This is a genomic window from Colwellia sp. 5_MG-2023 (assembly GCF_030547795.1).
Classification (GTDB): Bacteria; Pseudomonadota; Gammaproteobacteria; order Enterobacterales; family Alteromonadaceae; genus Colwellia.
Map to the genome: position 1 here is coordinate 63,961 of NZ_JAUOPW010000017.1, position 18,732 is coordinate 82,692.

18 protein-coding genes are annotated in these 18,732 nt (G+C 34.7%); 12 read left to right on the forward strand and 6 right to left on the reverse strand.

What is annotated here, in order from left to right; translation table 11 throughout:
• Nucleotides 1–92 precede the first annotated feature (92 nt).
• From bioC to Q4496_RS12175, 3 genes are all read right to left on the reverse strand, one after another.
• Nucleotides 93–890: a malonyl-ACP O-methyltransferase BioC gene (gene bioC, locus Q4496_RS12165; protein WP_215974097.1), complete on the reverse strand. Its 798-nt coding sequence runs from the start codon at nucleotides 888–890 to the stop codon at nucleotides 93–95.
• A 592-nt stretch (nucleotides 891–1,482) separates the two neighbouring features.
• On the reverse strand, nucleotides 1,483–2,556 hold the full coding sequence (gene bioB, locus Q4496_RS12170; RefSeq protein ID WP_303601583.1) for a biotin synthase BioB: 1,074 nt from the start codon (nucleotides 2,554–2,556) through the stop codon (nucleotides 1,483–1,485).
• Nucleotides 2,557–2,766: 210 nt separating this feature from the next.
• Entirely contained in the window at nucleotides 2,767–3,165 is a 399-nt protein-coding gene (locus Q4496_RS12175; protein ID WP_215974099.1) for a hypothetical protein, read from the reverse strand.
• Nucleotides 3,166–3,310: 145 nt separating this feature from the next.
• On the opposite strand from Q4496_RS12175, the gene asnS reads away from it, so the two are divergent.
• Nucleotides 3,311–4,711: an asparagine--tRNA ligase gene (gene asnS, locus Q4496_RS12180; RefSeq protein ID WP_215974100.1), complete on the forward strand. Its 1,401-nt coding sequence runs from the start codon at nucleotides 3,311–3,313 to the stop codon at nucleotides 4,709–4,711.
• Nucleotides 4,712–4,805: 94 nt separating this feature from the next.
• Here the strand turns inward: asnS and Q4496_RS12185 are convergent, their stop codons facing one another.
• Complete coding sequence (locus Q4496_RS12185; RefSeq protein WP_303601585.1) at nucleotides 4,806–5,348, reverse strand: NAD(P)H nitroreductase; 543 nt, start codon at nucleotides 5,346–5,348, stop codon at nucleotides 4,806–4,808.
• A 565-nt stretch (nucleotides 5,349–5,913) separates the two neighbouring features.
• Here Q4496_RS12185 and Q4496_RS12190 point away from each other — a divergent pair.
• Nucleotides 5,914–6,837, forward strand: a complete 924-nt coding sequence (locus tag Q4496_RS12190; protein ID WP_215974102.1) for a DMT family transporter — start codon at nucleotides 5,914–5,916, stop codon at nucleotides 6,835–6,837.
• 43 nt (nucleotides 6,838–6,880) lie between these two features.
• Here Q4496_RS12190 and Q4496_RS12195 read toward each other — a convergent pair whose 3' ends face one another.
• A complete protein-coding gene (locus Q4496_RS12195; RefSeq protein WP_215974103.1) occupies nucleotides 6,881–7,081 on the reverse strand; it encodes a hypothetical protein in 201 nt (66 codons plus the stop codon).
• 73 nt (nucleotides 7,082–7,154) lie between these two features.
• Complete coding sequence (locus Q4496_RS12200; protein WP_215974104.1) at nucleotides 7,155–7,724, reverse strand: BON domain-containing protein; 570 nt, start codon at nucleotides 7,722–7,724, stop codon at nucleotides 7,155–7,157.
• 335 nt (nucleotides 7,725–8,059) lie between these two features.
• Between Q4496_RS12200 and Q4496_RS12205 the strand changes: the two genes are divergently transcribed.
• The 10 genes from Q4496_RS12205 (at nucleotide 8,060) to Q4496_RS12250 (ending at nucleotide 18,679) form a co-directional block, all read left to right on the forward strand.
• Nucleotides 8,060–9,406: a sigma-54 dependent transcriptional regulator gene (locus Q4496_RS12205; protein ID WP_215974105.1), complete on the forward strand. Its 1,347-nt coding sequence runs from the start codon at nucleotides 8,060–8,062 to the stop codon at nucleotides 9,404–9,406.
• Nucleotides 9,407–9,443: 37 nt separating this feature from the next.
• Complete coding sequence (locus Q4496_RS12210; protein WP_215974106.1) at nucleotides 9,444–9,674, forward strand: histidine kinase; 231 nt, start codon at nucleotides 9,444–9,446, stop codon at nucleotides 9,672–9,674.
• Between the two features lie 15 nt (nucleotides 9,675–9,689).
• A complete protein-coding gene (locus tag Q4496_RS12215; RefSeq protein ID WP_303610522.1) occupies nucleotides 9,690–11,186 on the forward strand; it encodes an ATP-binding protein in 1,497 nt (498 codons plus the stop codon).
• Between the two features lie 36 nt (nucleotides 11,187–11,222).
• On the forward strand, nucleotides 11,223–11,705 hold the full coding sequence (locus Q4496_RS12220) for a response regulator (RefSeq protein ID WP_303610523.1): 483 nt from the start codon (nucleotides 11,223–11,225) through the stop codon (nucleotides 11,703–11,705).
• A gap of 20 nt (nucleotides 11,706–11,725) precedes the next feature.
• Nucleotides 11,726–13,720: a response regulator gene (locus Q4496_RS12225; protein WP_215974109.1), complete on the forward strand. Its 1,995-nt coding sequence runs from the start codon at nucleotides 11,726–11,728 to the stop codon at nucleotides 13,718–13,720.
• A 329-nt stretch (nucleotides 13,721–14,049) separates the two neighbouring features.
• Nucleotides 14,050–14,298, forward strand: coding sequence for a hypothetical protein (locus Q4496_RS12230; protein WP_215974110.1), 249 nt, complete (start codon nucleotides 14,050–14,052; stop codon nucleotides 14,296–14,298).
• A 578-nt stretch (nucleotides 14,299–14,876) separates the two neighbouring features.
• Entirely contained in the window at nucleotides 14,877–16,784 is a 1,908-nt protein-coding gene (gene sppA, locus Q4496_RS12235; RefSeq protein WP_303601590.1) for a signal peptide peptidase SppA, read from the forward strand.
• A 2-nt stretch (nucleotides 16,785–16,786) separates the two neighbouring features.
• Nucleotides 16,787–17,806 carry an asparaginase gene (gene ansA, locus Q4496_RS12240; RefSeq protein WP_215974136.1) on the forward strand — a complete coding sequence of 340 codons (1,020 nt, stop codon included), beginning with the start codon at nucleotides 16,787–16,789 and terminating at the stop codon, nucleotides 17,804–17,806.
• Nucleotides 17,807–17,987: 181 nt separating this feature from the next.
• Nucleotides 17,988–18,224: a hypothetical protein gene (locus tag Q4496_RS12245; protein WP_303610524.1), complete on the forward strand. Its 237-nt coding sequence runs from the start codon at nucleotides 17,988–17,990 to the stop codon at nucleotides 18,222–18,224.
• Nucleotides 18,225–18,373: 149 nt separating this feature from the next.
• On the forward strand, nucleotides 18,374–18,679 hold the full coding sequence (locus Q4496_RS12250; protein ID WP_303610525.1) for a hypothetical protein: 306 nt from the start codon (nucleotides 18,374–18,376) through the stop codon (nucleotides 18,677–18,679).
• The last annotated feature ends 53 nt before the right edge of the window (nucleotides 18,680–18,732 follow it).

Sequence of the window (18,732 nt, forward strand, 5' to 3'; positions counted from 1 at the left end):
TATTATGATGAACTAACCTTTTAAAGCACTCACCTACCCTTTCCGCCAGTTTATTAATATTTTATCTTTGTCGATGGGGAAATATAATTATGTTAACTACTTAACTTAACAACCAAGCCTGAATATAAACGATAGGTTGCTGGGTAAATATTATTAGGTTTAAGAAAATCTTTATAATGCTCTGTCATAGCAAACCACTTATCTTTACCTGACAAGCCTCGATTCTTCTTTTTGGGTAAATGATTGGCCCCTAAGCCTTTTAGCTCCCTCGCTAAATGAATAACATTTTTATAATCAAGCGTAACATCTTGGCATTTGTGCGCCACGATATTTGAGTGTGATGTATTAAAATATTGGTCAAGCTGCTCTTCTGTCTTAAAATCAATAACATGTTGATCATCATCTACTTTTTTCCATGATGATTTTAACTCGTGTAATGTACCATCAACTAAGGTAGTAAAAACAATGGTGCCACCTGGTTTAAGTACTCTTAACATTTCTTTAATGGCAATATCAAGCGGCTGACACCATTGCAGCACTAAATTAGAATATATAAAGTCGACAGTTTCGTTTTGTAAGGGAACTTTATGTGCATCGGCTTCAAGCCAAACTATATTTTCATTTCGACAACTTTTTGCAAACTCAAGCATTTTTTTAGAAAAATCTAACCCTATAACTTGGTCATAGGATGATGCTAATACATCAGTAAAAAAACCTGTGCCTGAGCCTAAATCAAGTACGGTAAGTGCACTTTTTTTGGGTAACCAAGGCATTAAATGTTTTCCAGAAAAACGTTGTAACCTAGCTGAAATATCATAAGACTTACTAGCGGAGCCAAAACTCTCCGCTATTTTTATTTTATTTTTATTATTTAACTTTGTTATGCTCATTTACTTAACGGCCTGTTTAATTTTTACTTTAACTTATTGATATACTAGATAATAAAAACATGACGAACGAGTAACACGTAACCAAATTAATGGTGGTTGAAATCATTTATAGGAAAATTTATATTAAATAACCCACCTTTAACCGCGCAATATTATTATCTTTATATTTTCATCTAGAACTACACAACAATACTTTTATGACTGTCATAACCCAATTGAAAATATGGTCGTTACTACCGTTGAAATAGCATAATAGCATTTGCCATGATAATGACTTTGACTACCTATATCGTTGTTCGAGTAAGTACTATATTGTTCAAGGGAACAAAATAATGCCACATTTACAGCAAAGCCACTAGAGAATAATTATCATTTAAATTTATTAAAAGGTAGATAAGCTTTATTTTCTGAAGTTTTATAAATATAAAAAAACCTCTTATTCCAACCTAACTTGCTATGTGATCATTTCTACTGGTTATAATAACGATGAAGTTGCCCGTTTTTTACATATAAAATTGTTCACTTAATTAATGAAGTTGTTATTGTTGTACCTATTTACTTGTTAATTTTCATAGGGCGACAAAGATTTTAATCAACAGTTTGCTTCGTAGAATAAATCTTTATATTGGTCATTAACCAAAGATGTTTTAAGGGCGAGCTCTTGTGATACGCTTTCATCAGTAATTATTTCAGTATTGATACCGAGTTTGCTAAATAATAGTGAATCTTGATCTGTTTCCGGATTTTGAGTAGTTAGTAACTTACAACCATAAAATATTGAGTTAGCCCCCGCTAGGAAACATAAAGATTGCATTTGCTCATTCATTTCGGCTCGTCCTGCAGACAGACGTACATGTGATTTTGGCATCATGATACGTGCAACTGCAATACAGCGAATAAAATCAAAACTTTCTAAATCATCAACATCTGCTAGTGGCGTCCCTTCTACTTTGACCAACATGTTAATTGGCACACTTTCTGGCTGCTGGGGTAAATTTGCTAATTGTACTAATAGTGAGCATCTATCAGTCGCACTTTCTCCTAAACCAACAATACCGCCACTGCAAACTTTCATACCTGCACTACGTACATGTTCTAATGTGTCTAGCCTATCTTGATAAGTACGTGTGGTGATAATTTGATCATAATGCTCTGGTGATGTATCAAGGTTGTGATTGTAATAGTCAAGTCCAGCATCTTGTAGTTGTTTTGCTTGCGCTTTATCTAACATACCTAGAGTCATACAAGATTCTAATCCTAAGGCCTTAACTCCTTTAATCATCTCTAACACTATTGGCATATCTCGAGCTTTAGGATTTCGCCAAGCAGCCCCCATACAAAAACGCGTTGACCCCATTTCCTTAGCTTTTGCTGCGGCTTCAAGTACTTTTTCTAACTCAAGTAAACGCTCTTTTTCTAAATTTGTTTTATTACGCGCACTCTGTGAACAATATTTACAATCTTCAGGACAAGCACCAGTTTTAATTGATAATAACGTACTAACTTGAACTTCATTTGCATTAAAATGTTGTCGATGAACCGTTTGTGCTTTAAACATTAAATCATTAAAAGGAAGATCAAATAGTGCTTGAACCTCTGTTACAGTCCAATGATGGCGAAGGTTGTCATTATTTTCTGAAGTAGCAGGAAGAATTACTTTTGACATGATTACTCGATTACATCTAATTAAATTAGCGAATAGTCTAGTCGGCGCCTCTTGCTTGTCAATACACGCCAACCATTTACATTGACATCCGTGCAAATAATAAGCATATTATTCATAACTGAGTTAACATTTTTGGAAGGTTAATTTATTTCAATGTTTATGGCTCTCCCGAAAGAGCAAATACTGATATAAAATCAGTTATAACATGATTCAAAAAACACTATTCTTGGTCGTTAAAATGTGTTGTAGAATTATTAATAGCCATAATAAGTTAATAATTAACAGGAAATAAGCACTATAATTTGTATTATCACTACGCCTTCTACTTCGGTATTTATCTATTAACGTAGATGTATAAATTCCCGCAGCACTAAACCAGATAACAAGATATAAATATCCTGTTAACGGTGTTAACCAAAACTGTCGCACTTCAATATCATGGTAACGTAAAACGCCATAATCTGTTTCGGGGGCAACGAAAAAAGAAATAATCACTGAGAAAAAAAAAGCAAGCCAACTACAAGCCGTTAATGTTCTTGCTAATGAGTACCAAAAGTCAGCCGACTTTCTACGTTCTTTTATTGGTCGTCTTTGCTCTATTTTCATCATGTTTCTACTTTTTTAGCCAATATTATTATTTTTTTGAAATATAGTTTATTAATTTAGTAAGTTTTACTTGTTAAACATAATAGTCACGGTAACATAACCACCTTAAAAAATTCAGTACATTTGATACAATATAAGAGGTCATTACATGTCAGTTATAGCAATTACTGATGTATTAGCAGGCAAATATCCTGTTAATGAAACTATCACCGTACATGGTTGGATTAGAACTCGCCGTGATTCAAAAGCAGGTATTTCTTTTTTAGCAGTTCATGACGGATCATGCTTTGATGCAATTCAAGCTATCGTACCGAGTGATCTTAATAATTATCAAGATGATGTTCTTAAGCTAACTACGGGCTGTGCTGTTAAAGTTACGGGTATATTAGTTGAATCACCGGGTAAAGGTCAATCTTTTGAAGTTCAAGCAACAGCAGTGGAAGTACTAGGATTTGTTGAAGATCCTGATACTTATCCAATGGCTGCTAAACGCCATAGTATTGAATTTTTACGTGAACAAGCGCATCTACGCCCACGTACAAATATTGGTGGTGCTGTAACACGTGTTCGTAACTGTTTAGCCCAAGCTATCCATAGATTTTTACACAGTAAAGGTTACTTTTGGATCAGTACACCACTTATTACCGGTAGTGATTGTGAAGGCGCCGGCGAGATGTTCCGTGTTAGTACTTTAGATATGGAAAACTTACCACGCAATGACGCTGGTACAGTAGATTACAATAAAGACTTTTTTGGTAAAGAAACCTTTTTAACCGTTTCTGGCCAATTAAACGTTGAAACTTATTGTAACGCGTTATCAAAAGTGTATACATTTGGCCCAACATTTAGAGCAGAAAACTCTAACACTTCTCGTCACTTAGCCGAGTTTTGGATGGTAGAACCTGAAATCGCATTTGCTAATTTATCAGATGCTGCCGATTTAGCAGAAGAAATGCTTAAATACGTATTAAAAGCTGTGTTAGATGAACGTGCTGATGATATGGCCTTCTTCCAACAACGTGTAGATAAAACAGTTATTGAAAGATTAACCTCTGTTATCGAAACAGATTTTGTTCGTTTAGATTATACCGATGCTATTACTATTTTAGAAAACTGTGGTAAAACATTTGAAAATCCTGTTTCTTGGGGTGTAGATTTAAACTCAGAGCATGAACGTTTCTTAGCTGAAGAACACTTTAATGGCCCTGTTGTTTTACAAAACTACCCGAAAGATATTAAGTCTTTCTATATGCGATTAAATGATGACGGAAAAACTGTTGCCGCGATGGACATTTTAGCACCTGGCATTGGTGAAATTATTGGTGGTAGCCAACGTGAAGAACGTCTTGATGTCTTAGATAGTCGTTTAGAAGAAATGGGCTTAGATACTGCTGATTATAGTTGGTATCGTGATCTTCGTCGTTACGGCACTGTACCACATTCAGGTTTCGGCTTAGGTTTTGAACGTTTAGTTGCTTATGCTACTGGTATGCAAAACGTACGTGACGTTATTCCGTTCCCAAGAACACCGAATAACGCTTCGTTCTAGTAGCTATTAATAATGTAGGTTGGAATTTATTCCGACTATTTATGTCGATATCTTGTTAAACAAGAATCATGTCGTATTAAAGTACAACCTACATTTATTTCCAATAAGTTACTTTTTCTTCAAAACTCTTACTGGCTTTCAGTCCTTGTTCTTTACAAGGTGTTCCAATATATAAAAAACCTATAATTTCATCTTCTTTATTAACACCTAAGCCCTGTTTTACTTGTTCATTAGAGGCTAGTTCACCTGTACGCCATATTGCCCCAAATCCTAAAGTATAAGCTGCCATTTGCATTGCATGAGCACAGCAGCCAGCAGTTATTAGTTGCTCCTTAGTCGGTACTTTTTCATGTTGAGTAAACTCTGAGCTAATGACAATTACCATTGGCGCTCGAAATGGCATTTTTGCAATTTTTTCAAGGTTAGCCGTTTGTTGATCACTGCTAGCAACAAATAAATCGCTTAAACGCTGTAATCCGTCATCGGTTATTACCGTAAAGTGCCAAGGTTTCAAACAAGCATGATCAGGAACACGCATACCTGCGGCTAAAATTTGTTCTAATGCTTGCTTATCTGGTGCAGGTGAAGTAACTAAAGGGTTAGACTGACGCTGTAACAGTAATTCAATGCCTTTCATAAATAAAATATATAAGTTGGTAAACGATAGTTAAGTGTATAACGACCATTTCTTTTACGCACGACTTTATTCAATAAAATAAATCATTTACTCTTTGTATTATTGCTTGACTTAACACGTAAGCAACAGCACTATAATTTACCTATTAAGTTTAAGCCATTTGACATTTCATAGGTTACTTAATACGGAATCTTATTTAAAGCGCTTTGTAATAGTAAGGTTCTAAATGACATGTTTAATACATGATGACGGTTTAATACCTAATAAATATATTTTAAAAATTAAATAAGTAATTACCATAATGAACGTTTTTCATACAAAGCAAGCCTTGGTGCTCAATCAAAACTTAATTTTGTTAACGCGATGTTGGCAAAGTCAGGTTATTCGACTGTGGCCAAATTATGCGGAGCGTTCAAGTTAATAATAGATAGTTTAGTTAACCATAATATTCAAGCCGCAGAAATCCTCTTTTGCGGCTTTTTTATATTCCAACTTTTATTGTGATAAATAAAACATTCCGTAAAAGACACTGTAATCAACAAGAAATAATAAAAAGGAGCGTCAAATGCAAGTGTCTATTGCCTATATGGTAGTTTTGTTAATCTGGTCTACTACCCCCTTAGCTATCGTTTGGAGTAGTGAATCAATCAATCCTACTATGGCTGTTCTTTTACGCATGCTGATCGCAGTAGTGTTAGGTGGCCTTATTATAGTTACCAGGAAAATAGCATTTCCTTGGCACCCAAAAGCGGTACGTTTATATGCTTTTTCTGCGTTAGGAATATTTGGTGGTATGTCATTCTCTTATCTTGCGGCGGGGTATTTATCTTCAGGAGTTTTATCATTAGTTTTTGGTTTAGCCCCAGCTTTCTCAGCTATCCTAGCACGAAGGATACTTGCAGAGCCTAAAATATCAGTGTTAAGAAAGTTATCTATGGCACTTTCTTTTGCTGGGTTAGGTTTAGTCTGCGCCAATAATTTATCATTAAGTTCTGACAGTATTTATGGTTTTATATTTGTTTTAATCGCCGTATTTTTATTTAGTTTAAGCAGTGTATTAGTTAAAAGTGTGTCATTAGCTATTCACCCTATGGCAACAACCGTTGGCGCACTGGCTTTATCTATGCCTTTATTTATTATCAATTGGCTTTTTTTGGATGGTAGTCTTGATACCGACCAATGGGAGCCAAGATCAATATGGGCAACATTATATCTAGGTATATTCGGTTCATTAATTGGCTTTGTCGCTTATTTTTTTGTATTGCAAAGATTAACAGCAAGTACCGTTGCCTTAATTACATTAATTACACCTGTTATCGCCTTAAGTTTAGGCGCAGTACTAAATAATGAAGTGATTCATAGCCAATTAATTGTTGGTGCACTATTAGTAATATCTGGATTGGCTATGTATCACTGGGGGGAGATTTTTGTTGTTAAATATCAACAAAAAAAAATTATACTTAGAAATAATGTAATGGATAAAGAGTAAACAACAATCATCAATAAGCAGCTGATTTATTTTGTTATTTTCCTTAACTACTATTTTGCTCAGTTGGCAAAGGAGCGTTAATATCAATTCCTGACAAATAGGTTATTCTAGAATGATCTGAACATTCATCTATATTGGTATCATCGCGCTCAAACCAGTTAAATTGATTTATTACCGGTATATTAGCTTCAATAGGTTTGTTAGAGCGAAAAAGTTTAGGTAACTTAATATTTGAAAAGTTCATAATGGCAATGTCCTGTCCTTGTTACTTGATAAAGCCGCGCCAACTTAGGCGCGGTTAAACTGTTTAAAAATGTTTAGTTACTTGCTACTAACTCTTTTAAAACAAGTTTATTAACAACATTGGTAACATCATTTGTATTCATTGCGATGGCAACAGCTAGATCACGCTCTGATTCCGATGCTACATTACCTTCCAGCGTAACAACGCCCTTATCAACTTCTACTTCGATGTCTAATCCACTGATCTGTGATTCAAACAACAACCTTGTTTTAACCACTGTTTCCACTTTAGAGTCCTTGAGATTTTGCATTATCTCAACATCTTTTCCTTGTGTATTATTATCATCAATAACCGATAACATATTATTAACTTTGGTGACACCTTCAAGAGAAGCTACCAGCTCTTCTGCTAAAGCTTTGTCGACAGAGTTTTTCACTTTACCTGTTAGAATAACGGTACCGTTTTTAACGTCGGTATTAATATCGAAAGAATTTAAATTGCCGTTAAATAGCAGTGTAGATTCAGCTTTTCCATCTATCCATGCATCTTTAGCATTATCTTTCCAAGTGTTTTCTGCACTAACATTTAAAGAAGCTGTACTAATAGCAGTCGCGATAATAATTGAAAGAGTTGTATTTTTCATATTTGTTCTCCTGTTAAAAGTTCATTAGTACTATTGCGAGTTTGATGCCAAACTTTAACGCATTGAAATATAATGAATAAATATAAACACTCAACAAAATCATCAAGCAAACAGTGTAACTATTACTGATACATTGGTAATAGTTACACTGTTGGAATTTTTAATCATAGAGTAGATAGGTCCGGCAGAAATATTACACTAAATGATAATAATGCTTGTATTTAATAGTGAAAACACTTGAAATACGTAAACATAAACAATAAAGCTCTGAAATTAAAAGAGTAAGACAAATATAATGAGCTTATACTAGTCTTAAATAAAGTTAAGGAGTTAATGTGTTAAAAGTATTATTGGTAGATGATGATACCGAGTTTACTGAAATTGCCTGTCAAATAATTGAGTTTTTAGGCCATGATATTAGTATCGCTAGTTGTCTGGAAGAAGCCTATGAATGGCTAGAAAACAATACGTTTGATCACATTCTTTTAGATTTTATGCTGCCAGATGGTAGTGGCTTACACCTAATAGATCACATTAAAAAATCAAACGATACCCCTTATATTACTCTAATTACTGGGCACCCTTTAGTTAAAGGCTTACTAGCTGGCTTATGCGGACCTAAAGTTAACTATATTGCTAAACCCATACAACGTGAAGACCTAGAGCAAGCCTTAACACGCCAGTCAAAGCAAACTAGCGAAACAAAGCATAACAGCACACTAGCTAAAAAACATTTTGATTGCCTTATTGGTGAATCGGCCGTGATGCAAGAAATGTATACTATGATATCTCGTATTGCGCTAACCAAAGCAAATGTGATGTTATTAGGTGAAAGTGGCGTAGGTAAAGAGTTAGTGGCGCAAGCTATTCATAGCGCAAGTAATTTAACAACAAAAAACGATGCTGAATTGGTTGCAACTAACTGTGGCGCATTAGCAAAAGACTTAATCGCTAGTGAACTATTTGGGCATGAAAAAGGCGCATTTACTGGCGCAATTACCAAAAAAGATGGCGTATTTTTACGTGCCGGTAATGGTACATTATTTTTAGATGAAATAACGGAAATGCCCATTGATATGCAACCAAACTTATTACGCGTACTCGAAAGTAATAAAATAACCCCTTTAGGTGGAACAAAAGAGATTGAAGTAAACTGCCGAGTTATTTCTGCCACTAACCGCTCTATTGAAGAAATAGCACAAAATAAAGTGTTAAGAGAAGATATTTATTTCAGACTGGCTGTTTTTCCTATTAACATTCCACCGCTAAGAAAACGAAAAGAAGATATTCCGTTATTGGCCAGAGTGTTTCTAGAAGAATTAAACGAAGAATATAACCGTAGCTATGAATGGAGTGCCGAACAAATTCAACGATTAACTGACTACGACTGGCCAGGAAATATTAGGGAAATGCGACACGCGATTCATCGTGCTTTTATTATGTCTGATCCCGACAGTAACAGTTTAGCTTTACCAAAAGACTTTCGTTCGCCCTTCTCGTCTATCACAGAAAAACAACATAATTTAAGTGCAGGTCGAACTATTGAAGATGTAGAGCGAGAGTTAATTAAAGTAACGCTTGATGATGTTGATGGTAATAAATCACTTGCTGCAAAAATGCTAGGCATTAGCACGAAAACTTTATATAACCGTTTACATGCCTACGGAGAATTTGAAGAATAATATTAATTGAACTAAAGATAGCTTGGAGGAACCAGCAATGAAAGATGATGGAAGTAATATACAATCAGCGCAACCTGATTTAAATCAACTCGTTCATGACGCCCGAGGTCCATTAAATAGAATCTCTATGCAGGCAGAGCTTATTAAATTAGTACTTGAAAATGACATGCCACCTGAAAAAGCAATAGAGGCCGCAAACAAAATTCTTGTTTCATGCCAAGACTGTAGTCATACACTTGAGCAACTATTAGAAACAGCTAAAAGCTAAGGCAAGTTATTTATAATGTTCTACATTGAAAGATTATTAGCAAACAAAAAAGTCTCATGGAGTATAGTATTCTCTATTGTCAGTATCGTTATTGTGATCAATGTAATGCTATCAATAAAAACCATTGATGACTTATCAGTAGCGCAAAAAAGTATGGCTAATACTGGTGAAATAATTCTTAGTTTAGATAAACTTCATAACTTAGTGCTCTCTGCCGAAACAGGCCAACGTGGATATTTACTTACCGAAAACGAAGATTTTTTACAACCATACCAAAACGCCATTGATCACGTACTAAAACAAATAAAATTGGTTCAATCATTAAAGTCCGACATTGGTATACAAGCCAATAAAATTACTGAGTTAACTAACTTAGTTGAAATGAAAATGATAGAGCTAAGTGCAACGGTTGATCTAGCATTAGACGACAAAGAAAAACGTGCCGTCTCTATTGTGATGACTGGCCGTGGTAAAGACTTATACAAGAAAATGGAAAAACTGTTTAATGAGGTAAAATCTCGGGAAATATTATACCGAAATAGTTTATATAAAAAATTAGAAACCATTAAAACAGAAGCAAAATTTACTTTTAATGTGTCCGCAATTACCAGTTTTTTATTGCTGTTAGGGCTTGGTGCATTAGTACGACTCAATAATAGAAATGAGTTACGACATCGCCAGTCTTTAGAGGCTAAAAATGAAGAGTTAACTGAAAAAGTTAAACTACGCACCAAAGAGTTAACCATCTATTCTGAAGAGCTAGCACGTAGTAACCGTGAATTAGAAGACTTCGCTTTTGTTGCTTCACATGATCTTCAAGAGCCTTTGCGTAAAATTAGAGCATTTGGTGATAGGCTATCCTCTAATTATAACGAAGTAATAGATGAAAGAGGGTTAGACTTTATTGAACGTATGCGAAATGCTGCTGAACGTATGTCAAATTTAATCAGCGATTTATTAGAATATTCGCGCATTAATACCCGCGGTAAAGCCTTTGCAGCAGTACCACTGACACAAATTATCACTGACGTTATTGACGACTTAGAAGTATCTATTGAAGAAAGCTCAGCAATTATTGAGTATCAAGACTTACCTGAAATTAATGGTGATATATCACAGCTAAACCAGCTCTTTTTAAACTTACTCAGTAATGCGATAAAGTTTAGACAAGAAAACAAGATACCAAAAATTAATATCAGCCATAGCCATGAGTCAGTATTTGATTCAATTCTAAATGCTGACATTCTTTGGAATATTATTACTGTACGCGATAATGGTATTGGCTTTGACCAAGAGTTTGAAGATAAAATATTTGTTCCCTTTCAACGCCTTCATGCAAGATCAGCTTACAAGGGAACAGGTATAGGTTTAGCTGTTTGTCGACGTATTGTTGAGCGCCATGGTGGTACAATTGATGTAAGAAGTGAGATAGGAAAAGGTACTTGTTTTACTATCCGTATTCCACAAAATTATATTGCTCCTAATAACTTAAATGTGATCAATGAACTGTAATCAAATAAGTTTATCAATGCTAAAGGAAATTATTACATGAAAAAAAGTACACCGATTATCATATTAATGGCGGATGATGACGACGATGATCGCCTACTCACACAGGATGCACTGATAGAAAGCCGCGTGTTAAATGAACTTTATTTTGTAGAAGATGGCGTTGAACTGATCGAATACTTAACTCACACTGGTAAGTTTCAAGATAAAGTTAGCGCACCAAGACCCGGGCTTATCTTGCTAGATTTGAATATGCCACGCAAAGATGGGCGGGAAGCATTAAAAGAAATTAAAGCTGACCCTAACCTAAGAAGCATACCCGTTGTTATTTTAACTACATCAAAACAGGAAGAAGACATGGTTAAAGGCTATGATCTTGGTGCTGCCTCCTATATTACTAAACCTGTTAATTTCGAAGGGCTAGTTGATTTAATGAAAGCGTTAGGTAAGTATTGGGTAGAATTTGTTGAACTTCCATCATCAGAAAAAATGTCAAATAGTACAACGACAAACAATGATTAAATTAGGCCAATGATTAAGCTATGCCAAAGCTAACTAAACATATTTTGCTCGTTGAAGATGATGAAGATGATTATATTCTCACACTAGATTACCTTCAACAAATGCCAAACCACCACTTTAACGTTGATTGGGTAGATAACTCAATTGAAGCATTGGCGTTGCTCAAAGAAAATAATCACGACATTTGCTTACTTGACTATCAATTAGGCGGAGTAAACGGTTTATCAGTGCTTAAACAAACCAGTGGTGATGGCTGCACAGTACCAATTATTATGCTTACCGGCCAAACAGATACTGAATTAGATAATAATGCATTGGATGCCGGTGCCGTTGACTACTTAGTAAAATCTGAACTCAACAGTGCTAGATTTAACAGAGCAATACGTTACGCTTTAGCAAGGAAAGATATTGAAAACGAACGGGTTGAACGAATAAAAGCTGAAGCAAGAAGTCGCTCTAAAGATAAGTTTTTAGCGCACTTGAGTCATGAATTACGCACACCGCTGACCTCAATACTTGGGTACACCGAATTATTACTCAGCGATGATAGTAATAAAAAAATACAACCCGAATTAACCACTATATTAGATAACGGTAATCACTTATTAGGATTACTCAATAATGTACTCGATCTTTCTAAAATTGCTGCCGGAAAGTTTGAGCTGAATGCTACAACTATCTCCCTAGAGAGCTTTATTGCAGACGTTTATACACTAATGTCGATGGCAGCCCAAGATAAAGGTATCAATTTAACCTTATCAGCTAAATCAGCCTTACCACTTGAAATCAATGCTGATTCGCTTAGATTACGCCAAGTATTGATCAATATTATTCATAATGCGATAAAGTTTACTAATCAAGGAACGGTGAATATTGACGTGTGGTTAGATGAGTTACTCGAACAACCGCGTTTGTATTTTGCTATAACCGATACGGGTATGGGGATTCCTGATAGTTTATTAGCAACAATCTTTAAACCTTTTGAACAAGTACAAGACATTGTGTCACGGAACGAAGAAGGCTCAGGGCTTGGCTTGTCCATTTGTAGTGAATTACTAAAGTATATGGGCGGTAATATTTCAGTAGAATCTAACGTTGGTGTTGGTAGTAAGTTTGTGGTTTGTATCGACCCAGGAAAAATAGCCGATACAGAACGTAAAAATTTAACTTTTAAACGTAGTGACTATAAATCGTCTACTGAAGTTCTCAATAAAATTTCAGGTAAAATACTGATTGTTGATGATATTGACGATATTAGACGATTACTTGGCTATGTGTGTCGATCTTTTGGGTTAGAAGTAAGTTATGCTAATAATGGTCAACAAGCCATCACTAAAATAGTGTCTGCAGACAAAGAAAACACGAAATATGATCTCGTCTTAATGGATATTCATATGCCGGTTTTAGATGGTAAGCGAACAATAAAACAATTAAGAGAAATGCATGTCAATACGCCAATAATTGCAATCACTGCAGCAACAATGAAAGGTGTGCGGAAAGAACTCAAGGGGTTGGGCTTTAATGATGTAGTAGCGAAACCTATTGATAAATATGAATTACACAAAAAAATACAACAACAATTAAACCTTCAAATTTCTGCTCTTAACCAGACAAAGTCAGTAATATCATCTGTGCCCACAACACAAAACGATAAAGAAAACAAACCTAATCAACGCGTGTTACTGATTGAAGATGATATTGATGCTGCTGAAATAACTGCGTTATTACTGAGTACTATGGGTAAACACGTGCAAGTAGCAAACAATGCTGAACAAGCTAAAAATATTGTGAAAACCGATATAGATTGGCAACATATTTTAGTCGATATGAACTTACCTGATGGTAACGGGCTTGAATTAAGTTCATCATTAAAAACGCAATTGCCTAATACTATTATCACTATTGTTAGTGGTTATGAAGTATCCAAACAAGTAATAACCGAAAATGGCGCAAACAGCTCTCTTCTCAAGCCCGTTAATTTAACAATGTTACAACAGCTTTTTAATGAAGCTTAATTGTCGCTATGCGCAACTTTTATAGATAACAAAAGTACTAACATTGTGCAAATACTGCAAAGCACCCTGTAATATTTACCTACTCTTCGCTAGCACAGATAAAAACCCAACACAAAATGTTTAAAATACAACAAGTTAACAGGTGGCTCAACAATTGCAATAATTAGAGATAAGTATCTTTAAGCGTTAAGTTAAGGATAACTATAATGTTAGATTGAGCATTAACTTTTGTACCTATGTCGTATTACTCATCATCTTATTGATAATAATGGCATTACAAAATAAAAATCCCCAAATTTAATTATTTTAAAATTTTTAAGGAGTACAAAATGAATACCAATAAAAGACTTTCAATAATGGCGATCTCATTTGCAGCAATACTAAGTTTAGCTGCCTGTAGTGATGATAAAGCAGAAGAAGCAGGCGAAACAGTTGATGATATGATTTCTAATACCAAAGATGCTGCCAAGAATACTGGTGACAAAATTCAAAAAGCAGTCACTGATACAGGCAATGCTATCGAAGATGCCTGTGAAGACGCAAAAGAGAAAATGGATACTGAAGATACCGACTGTTAATTTTGTAACTATAGATTAAAGTTAATAACTACTGAAATACTAATGACGTAGTTAAAAGCTTTAAGAATATGGTTTAGAAATTATAGCCTGATAAAGAAAGGCTAGTGTAATAACTAGCCTTTCTTACTAAATGACTAAATCAGCGTATGATTTATCCAAGCCCCCTATTTCATCGTAAAAATAAGAATGGAATTTATGTTATTAATAACGATTAAAAAAATATTTACGAAAGCTATTACTTGTTTATTTTTGAGTTTTGCCGCCGCGATTATAGTTCCTTTATGTACTTATACTTTTTTCATGTATCACTATCGTTCAAGACGTCATTTACGTAACTAAACGCTAAACAATCATCAACAGAGTTAAATCTTATTCATCCCCCACTTTTGAATATCCCTGACAAACGTTATTTTTATTAACCATAAAATATATTCAAGCGTTGTATACATAGCACTTCATATGTCTAAACAAGATCAAGTACATGTTAAATATTAATATATTTATCACTTAATCGTCTATTTGCTATTTGATTAAGGTAATATATAGCTACCTATTAAATTTTATTTGAATAATTTTTTATGAACGCTTTAGTTAACTTTTTTAAAACCATTTTCACTAGCCTCTGGCGAGTATTCACGATTACCCGCTCAGTAGTCCTTAATATTATTTTTATTGTATTTTTTATCGGCCTAATAGCCATGTTAAACACAGACTCTAAGAGTGTCACTGTACCGAATAATACCGCGCTTGTATTGAATTTGACCGGTGATTTAGTAGAACAAAAAAAAGAGGTTAATCCTTTAGATACTCTATTAGTCGAAGCACTAGGTGAAAAAGAAGGTAATCCTGAAGTTTTACTTTCAGATTTACTCGAGGTTATCACCAAAGCTAAAAATGATGATCGGGTGCAAATATTAGTATTACAGTTACAAGGACTTGGTTCAGCCGGTTTAGCAAAACTACAAGATGTTGGTGCTGCACTAGTTGACTTTAAAAACTCAGGTAAAAAAGTTATTGCGCTAGGTGATCAATATACACAAGATCAATATTACCTTGCCAGTTATGCTGATGATATTTGGTTAAATACCGAAGGCTATATGTTACTTGAAGGTTACGGTAGATATGGCATGTATTTTAAATCAGCGTTAGAAAAGCTATCAATAAACCAACATATTTTTCGTGTTGGAACTTTTAAATCAGCAGTAGAGCCTTTCTTACGTGACGACATGTCTGACGCGGCAAAAGAAGCAAATGAACTATGGCTAAATGATTTATGGACTCAGTATAAAAGTGATGTTGCACAACAAAGAGATTTTGATATTGAAAATTTTGATGAAAGTATTGAAGATTTAGTCAAAAAAATAGAACAAGCCAACGGCAGTTTTGCTGATTATGCCCTGAATAATCACTGGGTTGATCAATTGAAAACCCGTACTCAAATGCGTGATGCATTAATTGAACTGGTTGGTAAAAATAAAAAAGGTGATAGCTATAGTCATATTGGCTTTAAAGATTACTTATCTCTTATAAATCTTGATAAAACCTTTGATCAAAGTACCGCCCTTGCCCAATTAGATAAAGTTGCCGTAATAGTTGCTAAAGGTACTATTTTAAATGGTGTGCAAAAGCCAGGAACTATTGGTGGTGATTCAACAGCAGCCTTATTACGTAAAGCACGAGAAAATAAAAATGTAAAAGCGGTGGTACTGCGTGTTGATAGCCCTGGTGGTAGCGCTTTTGCTTCTGAAATAATTCGTCAAGAAGTCGAATTATTAAAACTTGCGGGTAAGCCTGTTGTTGCTTCAATGGGTACTTATGCTGCTTCAGGTGGTTACTGGATATCAGCTCCTGCAAATAAAATTTATGCCTCTCCTGCTACTATTACTGGCTCTATTGGTATTTTTGGTATGATGATGACCTTTGAAGACTCACTCAGTAAGATAGGCGTTTATACTGATGGTGTCGGAACAACAGATATCGCGGGCTTTGGTCCAACTCGACCATTAACTGAAGGTATGGCACAGCTATTTCAACTTTCTATCAATAAAGGTTACCAAGATTTTATTACCTTAGTAGCAGAAAATAGAGACATGACTTTAGCGCAAGTAGATTCTATTGCTCAAGGTCGTGTTTGGTCAGGTGCAAAAGCGAAAGAATTAGGCTTAGTTGATGAATTAGGTAATTTAAACGATGCCATTATTGCTGCTGCTAACTTAGCAAATATTGAACAATACGATACGTTATTAATTGAAAAAGAAGTATCTGAACGGGATAAGTTTCTTCAAAAGATGATAGGTGAAGCGCAATCATTTATGTTTGTCGACACTTTATTACCGCTTGATAGCGACTTATCAGCTCCACAAAGTGTTAATGCAAAACCAATGACACAATTTATTGAACAAATGCAAAAGGAAATAACCAAGATGAATCAATTTAATGATCCACAAGGCATGTATACTTTATGTTTAGCGTGTAACGTTCAATAATGATGCTTAAAAAGAAAAAAATCTACGTTGCCTACACTGGTGGCACAATTGGAATGAAAAAAAGTGATCAAGGATATATTCCTGTTAAAGGTCACTTAACAGACTCTATTCATGCATTACCTGAGTTTTATCGCGAGGAGATGCCAGAGTTTACCATTAACGAATATCATCCGTTAATTGATTCATCCAATATGACACCAAGTGATTGGCAACGTATCGCTAATGATATAAAAAAACATTATGATGATTATGATGGCTTTGTTGTATTACATGGCACGGATACTATGGCTTACACTAGTTCAGCCTTGTCATTTATGTTTGAAAATTTAAACAAACCCATTATTGTCACCGGCTCTCAAATACCGCTTAGTCAATTACGTTCTGATGGCCAGGTTAATGTGCTAAACTCCCTGTATATAGCAGCTAATTACCCTATTAATGAAGTGGGTTTATTTTTTAATAATAAGCTTTACCGCGGCAACCGCTCAATAAAAGCTTATGCCGATGGTTTTAATGCCTTTGATTCACCGAATATGCCGCCATTAATTGAAGCGGGTATTAATATTAACGTGATCGCGGGGAAAATTTCAGATCAATGTGTATATGCACCTCCCGTAATTGTTCGCGATATTACACCTCAACCCATTGGTGTTGTGCATTTGTACCCAGGCATTAGTAGCGATGTTATAGAGAATGTTATTAGGCAACCAGTAAAAGCTCTAATAATCAGAAGTTATGGCGTTGGCAATGCGCCACAAGATCCCGCCCTGCTCGCTTGTTTAACTAAAGCGAAACAGCAAGAAATTGTGGTGATTAATTGTAGTCAATGCATTAAAGGTATGGTTAATATGTCAGGCTATGCAACAGGCAATGCCCTGAATCAAGCAGGTGTTATTAGTGGCCATGATATGACATTAGAAGCAACATTAACTAAGCTTCACTATTTGCTTAGTCAAAATTTAAGTTATGCGAAAACGTGTCATTTGATGGAAGTGAATTTAAGAGGCGAATTAACAAGTTAGCCCCCCTACCAAGTTTTTTTATATTTAGATAAATAAACAGCAAGCAAAAAATAATTATTATATAAAAATTTTGAATTTGTATTTGTGAAATTAGTACATGTATGATGAAAAGAGCATAAGTATTTTTTCATAACCATAGCAAGGTTAAAAAGGATGATTAACTGAAATAACAAGGATCACTATGTTGGATATTTTATTATATTTGGTAAATATAGGTTACGGAGTTACGCTTGCAGGTGTCATTATAATTGTAGCTACAGCGTTTAGACAAAGTATCTTGTGGGGGTTGGGCTGCTTATTTTTCCCGCCGATTGCAATTATATTCTTATACATATATTGGCAGGAAGCTAAAATTCCATTTTTTATGTGGCTAGTAGGTATAGGATTAATTTTGATTTCTATAATTTTAGGAAGTTAAATTATACTTATTATCTACTATTCATAATATAAGTACGAGTGTAAATTATACATATATTGATTAAATATCGAACTATCATTGACAATCATAAATAGAATATTAGTATTTTTTATGAGCGATATTAACCGAAATATTTATAAGGATGAAATATGAAGTTAACTTTAAATAGTATTTTTTTAGGCGCACTTTTAGCGATTTCTACATTTTACAGTAATACCAGTCATGCTGATGGATTCAAATTAACAGCTTGTCATGGTTGTGATGCAGAAAATACAAAGTCAGCAGCCTTAAATGCATATGAAATAACTCAAAATGGAATTAGTTATGTTGTTGATAAGAAAAACAATTCATTTAGAAAATATACAGTTTACACTGAATGGACCAATATTGGAGATCACAATGTTCCTGTCAGGCGAGGTATAGAGAGAACATTAACTAACCTCAGCTCGGGATAAGAATTAATTAAATTGAACTAAGTGCCCGTTCCACGATCCGATCTTTCGACCAA